The 15,199-nt window shown below is 71.1% G+C and carries 14 protein-coding genes and 1 pseudogene; 7 read left to right on the forward strand and 8 right to left on the reverse strand.

Going from position 1 to position 15,199, the window contains the following annotated elements; all coding sequences use genetic code 11:
* Positions 1-281: 281 nt before the first annotated feature.
* The 7 genes from PSEJ31_RS0105685 to cyoA all read right to left on the reverse strand — a co-directional run bounded on the left by PSEJ31_RS0105685 (position 282) and on the right by cyoA (position 7,206).
* On the reverse strand, positions 282-830 hold the full coding sequence (locus PSEJ31_RS0105685) for a response regulator transcription factor (protein WP_028914900.1): 549 nt from the start codon (positions 828-830) through the stop codon (positions 282-284).
* Entirely contained in the window at positions 823-2,199 is a 1,377-nt protein-coding gene (locus PSEJ31_RS0105690) for an ATP-binding protein (RefSeq protein ID WP_028914901.1), read from the reverse strand. The genes PSEJ31_RS0105685 and PSEJ31_RS0105690 overlap by 8 nt, the downstream gene beginning before the upstream one ends.
* Positions 2,162-2,977 carry an SURF1 family cytochrome oxidase biogenesis protein gene (locus PSEJ31_RS0105695; protein WP_028914902.1) on the reverse strand — a complete coding sequence of 272 codons (816 nt, stop codon included), beginning with the start codon at positions 2,975-2,977 and terminating at the stop codon, positions 2,162-2,164. The genes PSEJ31_RS0105690 and PSEJ31_RS0105695 overlap by 38 nt, the downstream gene beginning before the upstream one ends.
* Before the next feature lie 63 nt (positions 2,978-3,040).
* Positions 3,041-3,454: a cytochrome o ubiquinol oxidase subunit IV gene (gene cyoD, locus PSEJ31_RS0105700; protein ID WP_028914903.1), complete on the reverse strand. Its 414-nt coding sequence runs from the start codon at positions 3,452-3,454 to the stop codon at positions 3,041-3,043.
* Positions 3,451-4,086 carry a cytochrome o ubiquinol oxidase subunit III gene (cyoC, locus tag PSEJ31_RS0105705; RefSeq protein ID WP_019399775.1) on the reverse strand — a complete coding sequence of 212 codons (636 nt, stop codon included), beginning with the start codon at positions 4,084-4,086 and terminating at the stop codon, positions 3,451-3,453. The genes cyoD and cyoC overlap by 4 nt, the downstream gene beginning before the upstream one ends.
* Entirely contained in the window at positions 4,079-6,094 is a 2,016-nt protein-coding gene (gene cyoB / locus PSEJ31_RS0105710; protein ID WP_050992244.1) for a cytochrome o ubiquinol oxidase subunit I, read from the reverse strand. Before cyoB ends, cyoC begins: the two co-directional genes overlap by 8 nt.
* Before the next feature lie 59 nt (positions 6,095-6,153).
* On the reverse strand, positions 6,154-7,206 hold the full coding sequence (gene cyoA, locus PSEJ31_RS0105715; RefSeq protein WP_019399773.1) for a ubiquinol oxidase subunit II: 1,053 nt from the start codon (positions 7,204-7,206) through the stop codon (positions 6,154-6,156).
* Positions 7,207-7,404: 198 nt separating this feature from the next.
* Between cyoA and PSEJ31_RS0105720 the strand changes: the two genes are divergently transcribed.
* The 5 genes from PSEJ31_RS0105720 (at position 7,405) to lolD (ending at position 11,444) form a co-directional block, all read left to right on the forward strand.
* Positions 7,405-8,733, forward strand: a complete 1,329-nt coding sequence (locus PSEJ31_RS0105720) for an MFS transporter (protein WP_019399772.1) — start codon at positions 7,405-7,407, stop codon at positions 8,731-8,733.
* A gap of 125 nt (positions 8,734-8,858) precedes the next feature.
* Complete coding sequence (locus tag PSEJ31_RS15725; RefSeq protein WP_050992246.1) at positions 8,859-9,056, forward strand: succinate dehydrogenase assembly factor 2; 198 nt, start codon at positions 8,859-8,861, stop codon at positions 9,054-9,056.
* Positions 9,007-9,456, forward strand: coding sequence for a protein YgfX (locus PSEJ31_RS15730; protein ID WP_037034634.1), 450 nt, complete (start codon positions 9,007-9,009; stop codon positions 9,454-9,456). Before PSEJ31_RS15725 ends, PSEJ31_RS15730 begins: the two co-directional genes overlap by 50 nt.
* Positions 9,457-9,499: 43 nt before the next feature.
* The gene (locus PSEJ31_RS0105735) at positions 9,500-10,741 is read left to right on the forward strand and encodes a lipoprotein-releasing ABC transporter permease subunit (RefSeq protein WP_026010346.1); all 1,242 of its coding nucleotides are present in this window, start codon (positions 9,500-9,502) and stop codon (positions 10,739-10,741) included.
* A complete protein-coding gene (gene lolD / locus PSEJ31_RS0105740) occupies positions 10,734-11,444 on the forward strand; it encodes a lipoprotein-releasing ABC transporter ATP-binding protein LolD (protein ID WP_028914905.1) in 711 nt (236 codons plus the stop codon). The genes PSEJ31_RS0105735 and lolD overlap by 8 nt, the downstream gene beginning before the upstream one ends.
* Positions 11,445-11,452: 8 nt before the next feature.
* Here the strand turns inward: lolD and PSEJ31_RS0105745 are convergent, their stop codons facing one another.
* The gene (locus PSEJ31_RS0105745) at positions 11,453-11,758 is read right to left on the reverse strand and encodes a SelT/SelW/SelH family protein (protein WP_019397798.1); all 306 of its coding nucleotides are present in this window, start codon (positions 11,756-11,758) and stop codon (positions 11,453-11,455) included.
* A 221-nt stretch (positions 11,759-11,979) separates the two neighbouring features.
* On the opposite strand from PSEJ31_RS0105745, the pseudogene PSEJ31_RS15735 reads away from it, so the two are divergent.
* Positions 11,980-14,311 (forward strand): annotated as a pseudogene (locus tag PSEJ31_RS15735) (DNA internalization-related competence protein ComEC/Rec2); the annotation flags it as partial.
* Between the two features lie 214 nt (positions 14,312-14,525).
* Positions 14,526-15,197 carry a MotA/TolQ/ExbB proton channel family protein gene (locus tag PSEJ31_RS0105755; RefSeq protein ID WP_026010358.1) on the forward strand — a complete coding sequence of 224 codons (672 nt, stop codon included), beginning with the start codon at positions 14,526-14,528 and terminating at the stop codon, positions 15,195-15,197.
* Positions 15,198-15,199 lie beyond the last annotated feature (2 nt).

The raw sequence follows: 15,199 nt of genomic DNA on the forward strand, positions 1-15,199 counted from the left end.
TTGCGATTCGGGAGCGGTGATTCGTGGAGGGCGCGCCTGCGCCCCGGCTTCCCGGGCGGATGCCTGGCCCGGATAAGCGAAGCGTAGCGGGGGGCGTGCATGGGCGGCCCCTGTCCCGGATGCCGCCTGCCGCCTTGTCCGGGCTATGCACTGCGGCGGTGATTGGTGGCGGTGCCCATGCGCCCCGGCCCGAATCACCAATCACCAATCACCAATCACCAATCACCAATCACCAATCACCAATCACCAATCACCAATCACCAATCACCAATCACCGCAGGCTACTTGACCTGCTGCTTGCCCAGCTTGCGGGCCAGGGTGCGGCGATGCATGCCGAGGCGGCGGGCGGTTTCGGAGACGTTGAAGCCGGTTTCGGCCAGGACTTCGTGGATCCGCTCCCATTCCAGGGTCTTGATCGAGGTGGGACGCTCGCCCAGGCCGACGTCGGCGTTGCCCTGGGCCTTGCCGAAGGCGGCTTCGATGTCGTCGGTGTTGGAGGGCTTGGCCAGGTAGTGGCAGGCGCCCAGCTTGATCGCTTCCACCGCGGTGGCGATGCTGGCATAGCCGGTCAGCACCACGATCAGCATGTCGGGATCGCGCGCATGCAGGGCCTGGACGCAGGCCAGGCCGGAACTGCCGCCGGCCAGCTTGAGGTCGACCACCGCGTAGCCGGGCTCGAACTCCTGCAGCACCGCGTCCAGCTCGGCCTGGCCGGGCACGTGCCGGACTTCGTAGCCGCGGCGCTCGAAGGAGCGGACCAGGGTGCGGGCGAAGGCAGCGTCGTCTTCGACGATCAGCAGCTTGCGCGGCTGCTCAATGGATTCATTCATCGTCATCGGCATCCGGGTCGGGGGGATCGGGCTGGGGCGGCAGCAGGGCGGCCAGTGGCAGTTCCAGGACCACCCGGGCGCCGCCGGGGGAGCGGTTGGAGGCGTTGAGGCGTCCGCCCAGGCTGCGGGCCACGTTCAGCGAGAGGAACAGGCCCAGGCCGCCGCCCGGGCGGCCCTTGGTCGAATTGTAGGGCTTGCCGAAGTTGGCCAGCGTCTGCTCGCTGAACCCGGGGCCGTTGTCGCTGACCTCCAGGACCAGGGTCTGCCGGTCGCCCCCGGCGAGGCGGACTTCCATGCCAACCCAATCCGGCGATGCCTCCAGTGCGTTATCCAGGATGTTGCCGATCATCTGCTTGAGGCCGGAGTCGGAGATGATCGGCACGTCCGCCTCCAGGTGGCGGCGGTAGTCGAGCGTGCACACCGGACGGGTGGCGCTCCATTCGCTGACCAGGCCGTCGAGGAAGGTTGCCAGGGTGGTCTGTGCCGGCGCTTCGCCGCGGGCGTCGCCGGCCGACAACAGGATGCCGGTGACGATCGACTTGCAGCGCTCGAGCTGGGCCTGCATTTCGTCCAGGTCCTGCTGCAGGTCCGGGTGTTCGGTGAACGGCGCCATGCGCCGCCAGTCGCCGAGTAGCACCGACAGCGTGGCCAGCGGCGTGCCCAGTTCGTGCGCGGCGCCGGAGGCCAGCAGGCCCATGCGCACGATGTGCTCCTCCTCCACCGCCTGCTGGCGCAGCGCCGCCAGGCGTGCGTCGCGGTCACGCAGGATGCGGGCGATGCGGCCGATGAACAGGGCGGCCAGGGCCGCCGTCAGCAGGAAGCAGGCCAGCAGGCCCTGCACGTAGGGATCGGCCACGCCGCGCGCCGGATTGGCGTGGATGGTGACCGGCCCGGGCGAGACCACCATGCCCAGCACGCCGGCGCAGGCCGCGGCCACCACCACCCACGCGGCCCAGCCGGGCAGCAGCAGGGCGCCGAGCGCCACCTGCAGGAGGTACAGGAACAGGAAGGGGTTGGTGATGCCGCCGCTGAGGTAGAGCTGCGCGGTCAGCGCGGCCACGTCCACCAGCAGGGCCGCCAGCAGCGCCAGGTCGCCGACTTCCTGCCGCGGCCGCCAGAACACCAGGCAGGCCAGGTTGAACGCGGCCAGGCAGCCGGCGATGCCCAGCATGGTGACCAGCGGCAGCTCGATGTCCAGCGCGAAGTGGACGAAGCCGATGGTCGCGACCTGGCCGACGATGGCGTACCAGCGCAGCTCGATCAGCTGCTGCATGTTGCGCAGGCCGGCGCCGTGCGCCTCGTCGGCCGGGGCCAGTTCGAACAGGGCGGGGCTAGCGGGCGCGCCCGCGCCCGGGGTGCGTGGATCCATCCGGTTGCTCCGTGCTGCGCTGGCGCCAGTGGCGGCGGATGCGCCGTTCCTCCAGCGCGAAGCGCCAGGCGCCGAAGGCCACCAGCAGGGCCAGCGCGAACCAGGTCAGCGCATAGCCCAGGTGGTTGTCGCGGAACCGTACCACCGTCAGCCCGCCGCGGGGCCAGGGGCTGCCGGCCTGGACCGCCGAGGCGGCGTCGGCGTCGATGAAGTAGGGCAGGGCGCCGGCCAGGCCGCGGTGGGCGGCGATGGCCTCCACGTCGCGCGAGTACCAACGCTCCTGCTCCGGCTGGTTGCGGCGCAGGAAGCCGCCGCCGGGCTCGCCCAGGCGCAGCAGCCCCGTGACTTCCGCCGGGGCGTCCGCATCGGGCGGGACGGGTTGCCAGTGCTCGGGCACGAAGCCCAGGTTGACCAGGACCACGCTGCCGTCGTCGCGGCGCAGCGGCCGCAGCAGCCAGTGGCCGGAACCGGCCTCGGTCAGCGCCTGGGTGCGGGTATCCAGGCCCGGCAGCCAGTGGCCGCTGACGCGGACCCGGCGGTATTCGTGGTCGACGGGGGAAGAGGCCGCCCACGCGGCTGCGTCGGGCGCAGGCACCGGGGCGGCGTGCACCCGCGCGTCGACGCGGGCGATGAGGTCGTGCTTCCAGTGCAGGCGCTGGACCTGCCACAGGCCCAGCGAGAGGAACAGCAGGAACCCAAACACGAACGCCACCGCCAGGACGGCGGTGGCGATCGGGCCGTGCGGCCGCCGCGGGGCGGCCTCAGGCAGGCTGTTCATGGCGGTGGACCCTGGAACCGTTGTCCATGTGGCCAGCGTAACAGCCGCGGCGCATGGCCGGCGTCAGGGCATGACCCGCGCGTCGTGGGTCGACATGTGCGGCATCATGTTGGCGTTCATGTGGTGCATGACCCACAGCGAACCGGCCAGCACGATCACCACCAGGACCACGGTGAACATCAGCGCAAGCATGTTCCAGCCGCCTTCCGAGCGCGCGTTCATGTGCAGGAAGTAGACCATCTGCACCACGATCTGGACCACGGCCAGGCCGAGGATCACCAGGGCCGTGGTGCCGGAGTCCTGGATCACGTTGCCCATCACCAGCCAGAACGGGATGGCGGTGAGGACCACCGACAGGACGAAGCCGATGACGTAGTCGCGCAGGCTGCCGTGCGCGCCCTCCTCGTGGGCGTGGTGCTCGCCGCCGTGCTCGTCGTGGCTGGCGGCGTGGGCGTGGATGTCGTGGGGCTGGCTCATGGCAGCACTCCCATCAGGTAGACGAAGGTGAAGACGCCGATCCAGACGACGTCGAGGAAATGCCAGAACAGGGACAGGCACATCAGGCGGCGGCGGTTGGCCTCGTGCAGCCCGTGCATGCGCACCTGCACCATCAGCACCACCAGCCACACGATGCCGAAGGCCACGTGCAGGCCGTGGGTGCCGACCAGGGCGAAGAACGAGGACAGGAACGCGCTGCGCTGCGGGCCGGCGCCCTCGTGGACCAGGTGCGAGAACTCGTACAGCTCCAGCCCCAGGAACGCGGCGCCGAACAGGCCGGTCACCGCCAGCCAGCCGAGCACCCCGGCGGTGCTGCGGCGCTGCATGGACAGCATCGCGAAGCCGTAGGTGATCGAGGACAGCAGCAGCATGGCCGTGTTGAGGGCCACCAGCGGCAGGTCGAACAGGTCGGCGCCGGTGGGGCCGGCGGCGTAGCTGCGGCCCAGCACGCCGTACACCGCGAACAGGCAGGCGAAGATGAGCAGGTCGCTCATCAGGTAGATCCAGAACCCGAGCAGGGTGCCGTTCTGCGGGTGGTGGTGGCCGCCGGTGTCGTAGAACCGGGTCGGGTCGCCGGCGAGCGGCGAGGATGCAATGGCGGCGTCAGACATTGGCGTTCTTCAGCAGTTCGGTGCGGGCGGCTTCGGTCTCGGCCACGTACTCGGCCGGGATGTAGTAGTCCCGCTTGTAGTTGAAGGTATGCACGATCGAGGCGATCACGGTCGCGGCGAAGGCGCCGATGGCCAGCCACCAGATGTGCCAGACCAGGGCGAAGGCGCACACGGTGGACAGCCCGGCGATGACCACGCCGGCGGCGGTGTTCTTCGGCATGTGGATCGGCAGGAAGCCGGAGGTCGGGCGCTGGGCGCCGCGCTGCTTCATGTCCCACCACGCGTCGTTGTCGTGCACCACCGGGGTGAAGGCGAAGTTGTACACCGGGGGCGGCGAGGAGGTGGACCATTCCAGGCTGCGGGCGTCCCAGGGGTCGCCGGTCACGTCGCGCAGCTTCTCGCGGTTGCGGAAGCTGACGAAGATGCAGACCAGGAAGGCGGCGATGCCGATGGCGACCAGCACCGCGCCGAAGGCGGCGACCTGGAACCAGATCTGCAGCGACGGGTCGGTGAAGTGGCTCATGCGGCGGGTCACGCCCATCAGGCCCAGCACGTACAGCGGGGTGAAGGCGAACCAGTAGCCGGCCAGCCAGAACCAGAACGAGACCTTGCCCCAGAACGGGTCGAGCTTGAAGCCGAAGGCCTTCGGGAACCAGAAGGTCATGCCGGCGAACAGGCCGAACACCACGCCGCCGATGATCACGTTATGGAAGTGCGCGATCAGGAACAGGCTGTTGTGCAGCACGAAGTCGGCCGGCGGGACGGCCAGCAGCACGCCGGTCATGCCGCCCACCACGAAGGTGACCATGAAGCCCACCGTCCACAGCATCGGCACCTCGAAGCGGATGCGGCCGCGGTACATGGTGAACAGCCAGTTGAAGATCTTCGCGCCCGTGGGGATCGAGATGATCATCGTGGTGATGCCGAAGAACGAGTTGACGCTCGCCCCCGATCCCATGGTGAAGAAGTGGTGCAGCCACACCAGGTACGACAGGATGGTGATGCAGACGGTCGCGTAGACCATCGAGCTGTAGCCGAACAGGCGCTTGCCCGAGTAGGCCGAGACGATTTCCGAGAACACGCCGAAGATCGGCAGGATCAGGATGTAGACCTCCGGGTGGCCCCAGATCCAGATCAGGTTCACGTACATCATCGGGTTGCCGCCGAGGTCGTTCGTGAAGAAGTTGGTCCCCACGTAACGGTCCAGCGACAGCAGCGCCAGGACGGCGGTCAGCACCGGGAAGCTGACCACGATCAGCACGTTGGTGCACAGCGCGGTCCAGGTGAACACCGGCATCTTCATCAGGGTCATGCCCGGCGCGCGCATCTTGACGATGGTCACGATCAGGTTGACGCCCGACAACAAGGTGCCGACGCCTGCTATCTGCAGCGCCCAGATGTAGTAGTCCATGCCCACGTCGGGGCTGTACTCGATGCCCGACAGCGGCGGGTAGGCCAGCCAGCCGGTCTTGGCGAACTCGCCCACGAACAGCGACAGCATGACCAGCACCGCGCCGGCGGTGGTCATCCAGAAGCTGAAGTTGTTGAGGAACGGGAAGGCGACGTCGCGGGTGCCGATCTGCAGCGGCACCAGGTAGTTCATCAGGCCCGTCACCAGCGGCATGGCCACGAAGAAGATCATGATCACGCCGTGGGCGGTGAACACCTGGTCGTAGTGGTGCGGCGGCAGGTAGCCCAGGTTGTCACCGAAGGCGATGGCCTGCTGCAGGCGCATCATCAGCGCGTCGGCGAAGCCGCGCAGCAGCATCACCAGGCCCAGCACCATGTACATGATGCCGATCTTCTTGTGGTCGATGCTGGTGAACCAGTCGCGCCACAGGGTGCCCCACAGCTTGTACTTGGTGATCAGCGCCAGCACGGCCAGGCCGGCCACGCAGGTGCCGATGAACGCCGAGAGGATGACCGGGTCGTGCAGCGGGAACGATTCCCAGCCCAGGTAGCCGGTCAACGGGTTATAGGGTGCCGAAGTGGAATGAGGGGAGGACATGATTCGGGACTTCCGTCGTCAGGCCGCCGCGCCGGGTGCGGGCGCGGCGACGGACCGCATCAGGAGCGGGAGAGGGTGGTGGCCAGGCCGGGGGCCGGGGCGTCGCCGGCGGCGCACATGGCCGACTGCACGTAGCGGCCGCCACGCAGGTCGCCGCGGCTGCGGGCCTCCAGGCCCTCCATGCGGGTGCGGCCGGAGCCGTTGCCGGCGTCGATGGCCATCATCTCGTGCAGGCACATCCGGCGCGGGTCGACGCAGCGGTTGAGGACGGCCTCGTACAGGGCCGGGTCGACCGCGGCGAAGTGGTGCACCGGCTCGCGCACGCTGGGCTTTTCCAGCTCCAGGTAGCCCTCGCGGCCCAGCTCCCTGCCGCTTTCGCGGACCTTGCCCACCCAGGCGTCGAAGCCTTCCTGGCTGAGCGCATGGAAGCGGAAGCGCATGCCGGAGAAGCCGGCGCCGCTGTAGTTGGACGAGAAGCCTTCGTACTCGCCCTCGGTGCTGATCACCGCGTTCAGCTCGGTCTGCATGCCCGGCATGGTGTAGATCATGCCGGCCAGCGCCGGGACGTAGAACGCGTTCATCACCGTGGAGGAGGTGAGCTTGAAGCGGATCGGGCGGTCGACCGGGGCCGCCAGCTCGTTCACGGTGGCGATGCCCTGTTCGGGGTAGATGAACAGCCACTTCCAGTCGAGCGAGACCACCTCGACCTCCAGCGGCTCCACGCCCTCCGGCACCGGCTTGCCCTCGGCGATGCGCTCGAGGGGGCGGTACGGGTCCAGGGTGTGGGTGGTGATCCAGGTGATCGAACCCAGGGCGATGATGATCAGCAGCGGGGCCGACCACACCACCAGCTCCAGCTGCAGGGAGTGGTCCCAGTCGGGCTTGTAGGTCGCCTTCCTGTTCGAGGCCCGGTAGCGCCAGGCGAAGAACAGGGTGAGGCAGATCACCGGGACGATGATGATCAGCATCAGCACCGTGGCGATGATGATCAGGTTGCCCTGCTGGCGGGCGACGTCGCCCGGGGCGTTCAGCAGGATGGTGTTGCAACCGCCCAGCAACACGGCCAGGCTGGCAGCCGCCAGGAGGCGGCACAGGGTCTTGGGAAGGGACATCGTGCTTCGATTCGCGCTTGGCGGGGGTGCGCTGCACCGCACACTGTACCGCCGGGGGCAGGGGGGGGCGATTGGACGTTTTGTCCTATCGCCCGGCGCGGGTTTTGGTGTCACCCTGTCCGGGCCGGGTTGTGTACCCGGCCGTGGCCGTGCAACCTTGGCCGCAGCGACACCTTCCCGCCGCCTGCAACCGTTGCCATGACCTCGATCCCAGTGTCCAGCCATACCGTCTCCATCCACGGCCAGGATGCCTCCCAGCACGAGGTCGCCCCCGGCGAGATCGCCGTTGGCGTCGTGATCGGCCGGGCCTCGGAGTACTTCGACTTCTTCGTCTACGGCATCGCCTCGGCCCTGGTGTTCCCGAAGGTGTTCTTCCCCTTCGCCGAACCCCTGCAGGCGACCCTGTACTCGTTCGCGATCTTTGCCCTGGCATTCATCTCCCGCCCGCTGGGCACGGCGCTGTTCCTGCGCATCCAGGCGCGCTGGAGCCGCGGCACCAAGATGACCGCGGCCCTGTTCCTGCTGGGCACGGCCACCGCCGGCATCGCCTTCCTGCCCGGGTACGCGCGCCTGGGGGCGACCGCGATCGTGCTGCTGGCGCTGTTTCGCCTGGCCCAGGGCGTGGCGCTGGGCGGGTCCTGGGACGGCCTGCCGTCGCTACTGGCGCTCAACGCCCCCAAGCACCGCCGCGGCTGGTACGCCATGCTCGGCCAGCTGGGCGCGCCGGTGGGCTTCATCGTCGCCGCGGCGCTGTTCGCCTTCCTGCTCGGCAACCTCCCGGCCGAGGACTTCTACGCCTGGGGCTGGCGCTACCCGTTCTTCGCGGCCTTCGCCATCAACGTGGTGGCGCTGTTCGCGCGCCTGCGCCTGGTCGTCACCCACGAGTACGAGCGGCAGATGGGCCAGCGCGAGCTGGAGCCGGTGCCGCTGCGCGAGCTGTTCCGGGAGAAGGGCAGGCACGTGGTGATCGGCGCCTTCGCGCCGCTGGCAAGCTACGCCCTGTTCCACATCGTCACCATCTTCCCGGTCTCGTGGATCCTGCTGTTCTCCGAGCAGCCGATCACCGAGGTGCTGCTGGTGCAGGTGGTCGGCGGCTTCCTCGCCATCGGCGGCGTGCTGGCCTCCGGCGTGATCGCCGACCGCTTCGGCCGGGTCCCGACCCTGGGCGCGCTGGCGCTGGCGATCGCCATGTTCAGCGGCTTCGCCCCGACGCTGCTGGGCGGCGGCGAGCTGGCGCGGGACGTGTTCCTGCTGCTGGGCTTCGTCCTGCTGGGGCTGTCCTACGGCCAGTCCTCCGGCGCGGTGACCCGCAACTTCGGCTCCCGCTACCGCTACACCGGCGCGGCGCTGACCTCGGACTTCGCCTGGCTGATCGGCGCGGCCTTCGCCCCGCTGGTGGCCCTGGGCCTGTGCGCCAACTTCGGCCTGGCCTACATGGGCGCCTACCTGCTGTCCGGCGCGCTGTCCACGCTGCTGGCGCTGCTGGTGCACCGCTGGCTCAAGCAGCGCGAGGCCGCGGCCGGCTGAGGCCGGCCGCCGCGCGCCGTGCCCGGTAAAATGGCGGTTCCATTGCCGTGACCGATGCCGTGAGCGTTCCCGAGACCGATTCCGATATCCAGCTCCGCCGGATCCGCTGGCGCTGCCGCCGTGGCATGCGCGAGCTGGACCAGCTGTTCGAACGCTTCCTGAAACACCGCTGGGAGCAAGCTTCCGACGCCGAGCGAGGGGTATTCCTACGGATGCTCGATTGCGAGGACGATAAGCTCTGGCGCTGGTTCATGGGATACGAGGACTGTCCGGATGCCGAACTCGCCGGGCTCATCGCCGGCATCCGCGCCCTTCCGTCTTGAGTGGCGCCCCTCGCGCTGGCCGTCGCTGGCGCTGCTGGCGCTCGCGCCGCTGGCCGCGGCCTGCGTGCTGGCTTCCGGCGTCCCGCCGCGGGCCGGCGCGGCGCTGGCCGGCATCGCCCTGGCCTGGGGCCTGTGGCAGGCGTGGGCGCAGCGCCGGCAGTCCCGCCACCTGCTGGTGCTGGACGCCGACGGCGGCGCGCTGTTCGACGGCGTGCGCGTGCAGGCCTGGCAGGTCCGCTGGCGCGGACCGCTGGCGGTGGTGGAGCTGGTCGACGACGATGGCCGCCGCTGGCGCCTGGCGTGGTGGCCGGACACCCTGCCTCCGGTGGCGCGGCGTGAACTGCGACTGGCCACGCGGCGCGGCCGCGCTTCGCTGTACACCTCGCCGGTGGCACCATAACCGCCCCAAGCGCCGGGTTCCCGGCAGCGGACATCCCTGATCCATGTTCAGACCGGTCCCCGTCGCCATCGGGTTGCGCTACCTGCGCGCCAAACGCCGCAACGCCTTCATTTCCTTCATCTCGCTGGCCTCGATCATCGGCATCGCCCTGGGCGTCATGGTGCTGATCACCACCATGGCGGTGATGAGCGGCTTCCAGAAGGAGATCCGCGACCGCCTGCTGCAGTTCGCCGCCCATGCCACCGTGTCGGCCAGCGGCGAGCCGATGCTGGAGTGGCGGGAGGCGCTGGAGGTGGCCGGGCGCGACCCGCGCGTGGCCGGCGCCGCGCCGTACGTGGAGACCGAGGCCCTGCTGTCCGGGCCGCGCCGGCAGCCGGCGATGGTGCGCGGGGTGGAGCCGGCGCTGGAGGAGCAGGTGTCGGAGGTCGCGCGCAAGATCAAGCGCGGCGACGCCGCCTCGCTGCAGCCGGGCTCGTTCAACATCCTGCTGGGCCAGGAGCTGGCGCTGTGGCTGGGCGTGGACGTGGGCGACACCGTGCTGGTGATGCTGCCGGAGTTCCAGGGCTCGCCGATGGGCGCGATGCCGCGCTACAAGCGCTTCACCGTCAGCGGCGTGTTCGAGGCCGGCTACAACGACATCGACCGCGGCCTGGCCATGGTGCACATGGACGACCTGCAGCGTGTGCTGCGGGTGGAGGGGGTTACCGGCGTGCGCCTGAAGCTGCACGACCTCAACCGCTCCTACGAGGTGGCGCGCGACCTGGCGCTGCAGCTGCCGGGCTTCTACCGGGTCAGCGACTGGACCCAGGAGAACGCCAACCTGTACCAGTCGCTGAAGATGGAAAAGACGGTGATGGGCATCCTGTTGTCGCTGATCATCCTGATGGGCGCCTTCACCCTGGTGAACTCGCAGGTGATGTTGGTCACCGACAAGCAGGCCGACATCGCCATCCTGCGCACCCTGGGCCTGACCCCGGGCGGGGTGATGCAGGTGTTCATGGTGCAGGGCACGCTGATCGGCATCGTCGGCACCGTGCTGGGCTTCGTCGGCGGCGTGGCCCTGACCTGGAACCTGGAGCGCATCCTCGACGCGATCGAGGCGCTGTTCGACATCACCCTGCTGCCCGAAGACGTCTACTACATCACCGGCCTGCCCACCGACATGCAGACCGGCGACGTGGCCGCGACCGTGGTGGTGGCGTTGCTGATGAGCTTCCTGGCCACGCTTTACCCGGCCTGGCGCGCGGCCCGGACCCAGCCGGCGGAGGCGCTGCGCTATGAATGACCCGATCCTGCATGCCGGCGAGGCGCTGCGCGCCGAGGGCCTGGGCAAGACCTACGCCGAAGGCAAGCTGCGCACCCACGTGTTCGACGGCCTGGACCTGCGCGTGGCCGCGGGCGAGACGGTGGCCATCGTCGGCGCCTCCGGTGCCGGCAAGAGCACCCTGCTGCACCTGCTGGGTGGGCTGGACACGCCCACCGCCGGCGAGGTCTACGTGGCCGGGCAGAAGATGTCGGCGCTGTCGGATGCCGCCCGCGGCCGCCTGCGCAACCGCGCCCTGGGCTTCGTCTACCAGTTCCACCACCTGCTGCCGGAGTTCACCGCGCTGGAGAACGTGATGATGCCGGTGCTGCTGTCCGGCGGCGATCCGGCCGAGGCCAGCCGCCGCGCCACCGAGCTGCTGCAGGCGGTGGGACTTGGCAAGCGCCTGGGACACAAGCCCGGCGAGCTGTCCGGCGGCGAGCGCCAGCGCGCCGCGGTGGCGCGGGCCCTGGTCAACCGCCCGGCCTGCGTGCTCGGCGACGAGCCCACCGGCAACCTCGACGAGAAGACCGCGGCCACGGTGTTCGACCTGATGCTCGACCTCAACCGTGCCCAGCGCACCAGCCTGGTCCTGGTCACCCACGACCGGCGCCTGGCCGCGCGCCTGGACCGGGTGCTGGAACTGCACGAAGGCCGCCTGCGCGAGTTGCCGCCGGCGGCCTGAGGCCGCGCTCAGCGGGAGGCCTGGTCGCGGTCGCCGCCGGCATGGCGGTCCACGTGCCCCAGGTCGCGGCCGGGGGCGATGCGGTCGCGCACCCGCTGCTTGAGCTCGGCGATCTCCGGGAAACCGCCGTCCTCGGCGCGCGACCAGATGCGCTCACCGTCGGCGTAGACCTCGAACACGCCCCCGGTGCCCGGCACCAGCGACAGCCGTGCCAGCTCGTTCTGGAAGGTGCCCAGCAGTTCCTGCGCCATCCAGGCCGCGCGCAGCAGCCAGCGGCAGCGGGTGCAGTAGTGGATCTCGACGTGGTGGTCCAAGGCGGTGCTCCGGCCGGGTCCGGCAGTATCGCGCGGCCGGGTGCGCGACCCAACCGCCCCGGCGCCGGGTAATTCCTACAGCGCAATCGCGCGTCGGCTGATGGACGCGTGCCGCCGGCCAGCTAGGCTGGCCGGGTGGCCGTGGTGCGGGAACGGGCATGGATGCAGCGGCGGACGAATCCCGATGGAGCGGGGCGACGGCGGAGGCGGGCCCCGGCGCCGTGCCAGCATGCCCGCGCGTGCCGCCCCCGGCCGGGCTGGCCTGCGCGGCGGCGCTGCTGGGTGGGGTCACTGCCTGCCTGTTCCTGCCGGCCTTGCCACCGGCGCCGCTGTGCTGGCTGGCGGCCCTGGCCGGCGCGGCGGCCTGGGCCTGGCCCTGGCGCGCACGCGCGGCCGGGGCGCTGTTTCTGGGAGTGGGATGGGCCGGCCTGCACGCAGGCTGGGGGTTGGCGGCACAGCTGCCGCCGGCGCTGGAGGGACACGACGTGCACCTCTCCGGGAAGGTGGTGGGCCTGCCCGAGCACGAGGCACGGCGCACGCGCTTCCTGTTGCGGGTGGGCGAGGACGCACCGCCGGAGCTGCGTGGCCGCCTGCTGCAACTGTCCTGGTACGACGACTTCGGTGCGCTGGAGCCCGGGCCGCGCCTGCAGCTGCAGCCAGGATCGCGCTGGAGCCTGTATGCCCGCCTGCGCGCGCCGCGCGGACTGGCCAACCCGGGCGGTTTCGACGCCGGGCGCCATGCCTTGGCCCAGCGCATCGCCGCCACCGGCTACCTGCGCGCGCCGCAGCTGGCCCGCGAACTGGCGCCGGCGGCCGGGATCGACGCCTGGCGCGGGCGCATGGCGGCGCGGATCGACGCCGGCGTGGGCGGACCGGCGGCGCGGTTCGTGCGCGCGCTGGCGCTGGGCGATACCCGCGGGCTGCAGGATCCGGACTGGGCGGTGCTGCGCGGGGTGGGACTGACCCACCTGATCGCGATCTCCGGTTTCCATGTCGGCCTGGTGGCCGGCTTCGGCGCCTGGGTGGTGGCCGCCGCCTGGTGGCTGCTGCCGCGGCTGGGCCGCCACCTGCCCAGGCTGCAGGCCGCGGCGCTGGCAGCGGTGGCCGCGGCGGCCGGCTATACCGCGGTGGCCGGCTTCGCCCTGCCGACCGTGCGTACCACGCTGATGATCGCGGTGGTGGCGCTGGCGCGGGTGGCGCGGCGCGCGCTGGGCCCCTGGGAGGGGCTGGCGCTGGCCCTGCTGGCGATCCTGCTGGCCGATCCGCTGGCGGTGCTGCAGGCCGGGTTCTGGCTCAGCTTCGCCGGCGTGGCCTGGCTGGTGTGGTGCCTGCCGGGCGACGGCCGGCGCCACTGGCTGCGCGACTTCCTGCTGGCCCAGGGCGTGGCCACCCTGGGCCTGTTGCCGCTGGGCGCGGTCCTGTTCCAGCAGGCCTCGCTGGCCGGGCCGCTGGCCAACCTGGTGGCGATCCCGTGGTGGAGTCTGGTGGTGGTGCCGTTGAGCCTGCTGGGCACGCTGCTGGAGGCGGTCCATGCCGGTGCGGGGACCTGGGCCTGGCGCCTGGCCGCGGCCTGCTTCGATCCCAGCTGGCGCCTGTTCGAGGCCATGGCCGCCGGCCGCTTCGCCCTGTGGTGGCTGCCGGAGGCGCGCTCCTGGGCGGTGCTGCCGGCGCTGGCCGGGGCGTTCTGGCTGATGCTGCCGCGCGGCGTTCCGGGCAAGCCGCTGGCGCTGCTGCTGTGGTTGCCGCTGCTGTGGCCTGACCGCGAGCTGCCGCCGCCCGGCGGGGTGGAGCTGCACGTGTTCGACGTCGGCCAGGGACTGTCGGTGCTGGTGCGCACCTCCGGCCACGCCCTGCTGTACGACGCCGGACCGGCGGTCCGCGACGGCTACGACGCCGGTGAACGCGCGGTGCTGCCGGCCCTGCGCGCGCTGGGCGTGGCCCGCCTGGACCGGGTGGTGGTGAGCCATGCCGACCTCGACCACGCCGGTGGCTGGCCGGCGGTGCGCGAAGCGCTGGCGGTGGACCTGGCCTTGGCCCCGGAGGGGGCGCCCCTGGAGATGGACGGCCCCTGCCAGCGTGGCGTGGACTGGGAATGGGACGGGGTGCGGTTCCGCTTCCTGCACCCGGCCGAGCACTTCCCATACCTGCGCAACGAGGCCAGCTGCGTGCTGCGGGTGGAGACGGCGCATGGCGCGGTCCTGCTGCCGGGCGACATCGGCGAGGTGGTCGAGCAGCGCCTGCTGCGGCAGCCGCAGGACCTGCGCGCCGAGGTGGTGGTGGTGCCGCACCATGGCAGCAGCGGCAGTTCCTCGCCGGGCTTCGTGGCCGCCACCGGGGCGCGGCTGGCACTCGTGGCGGCCGGCTACCGCAACCGCTTCGGCCACCCGCACGAGCCGGTGGTGCGGCGCTGGCGCTACCACGGGGCCGAAGTGCTGGCCACGCCGGCCTCCGGCGCCATCCGGGTCTGGCTGGACGGCGACGGCCTGGCGGTGCGCGAGCGCCGCCCATGGCGCAGGCGGTTGTGGGATCGCCCGCTGCCGCCGCCGGGGGAGCAGGAGGAGTAGGGCGGCGGCCGGCCAACGCCGCCGGCCGTGCGCCGGAGCAGGCTGCGGCGGCGGGCCGGGCGGGGGCGGCCGCCGGCCGGCGCCGGCGCCGGCGTTTCCCGGCCGGTTACGTGCGCCGGCGTCTGGTGGGCTGGCGCCGCGCAGGCGTTTGCCGTCATCCTTACGTTCCTGTGCAAGATGGCTGCGTGCCGGAGGTGGTTCAGGTGTGGGAACTGGTCAAGGCCGGTGGCTGGCCGATGCTGCCGCTGATCCTCTTGGGTCTCGTCGCCCTGGCGATCATCATCGAGCGGCTGTGGAGCCTGCGCCGGGTGGAGGTCATGCCCCCGCGCCTGGGCGAGGAAGTCCGTAACTGGGCGGCCCGCGGCGAGCTGGAACCGGCCCACATCGAATCGCTGCGGCGCAACTCGCCGCTGGGTGCGCTGCTGGCGGCGGCGCTGGACGTGCGCCACCGCCCGCGCGAGCTGATCCGCGAGCGCCTGGAGGACACCGGCCGCCACCTGGTGCACCGCATGGAGCGCTTCCTCAGCGCCTTGGGCACGATCGCCTCGGCCGGCCCGCTGCTGGGCCTGCTGGGCACGGTGATCGGCATGATCCAGATGTTCCTGGGGATCCTCGACCATGGCCTGGGCGACGTGAACCAGCTGGCCGGCGGCATCGGCAAGGCGCTGGTGTGCACCGCCACCGGCATGATCGTGGCGGTGCCCTCGCTGGTGTTCCACCGTTATTTCCGCAGCCGCATCGCCGGCTACGTGATCGAGATGGAGGAACAGGCCACCGCGCTGCTCGACGCCCTGGAGCGCGCGCCCGGCGCCGCCCGCCCGGCCGCGGCGCGCCCGGCGCAGCGCCCGGCGCCGGCGGCCCCGGTGCGCGGCTGAGG

This window comes from Pseudoxanthomonas sp. J31, from assembly GCF_000510725.1.
Classification (GTDB): domain Bacteria; phylum Pseudomonadota; class Gammaproteobacteria; order Xanthomonadales; family Xanthomonadaceae; genus Pseudoxanthomonas.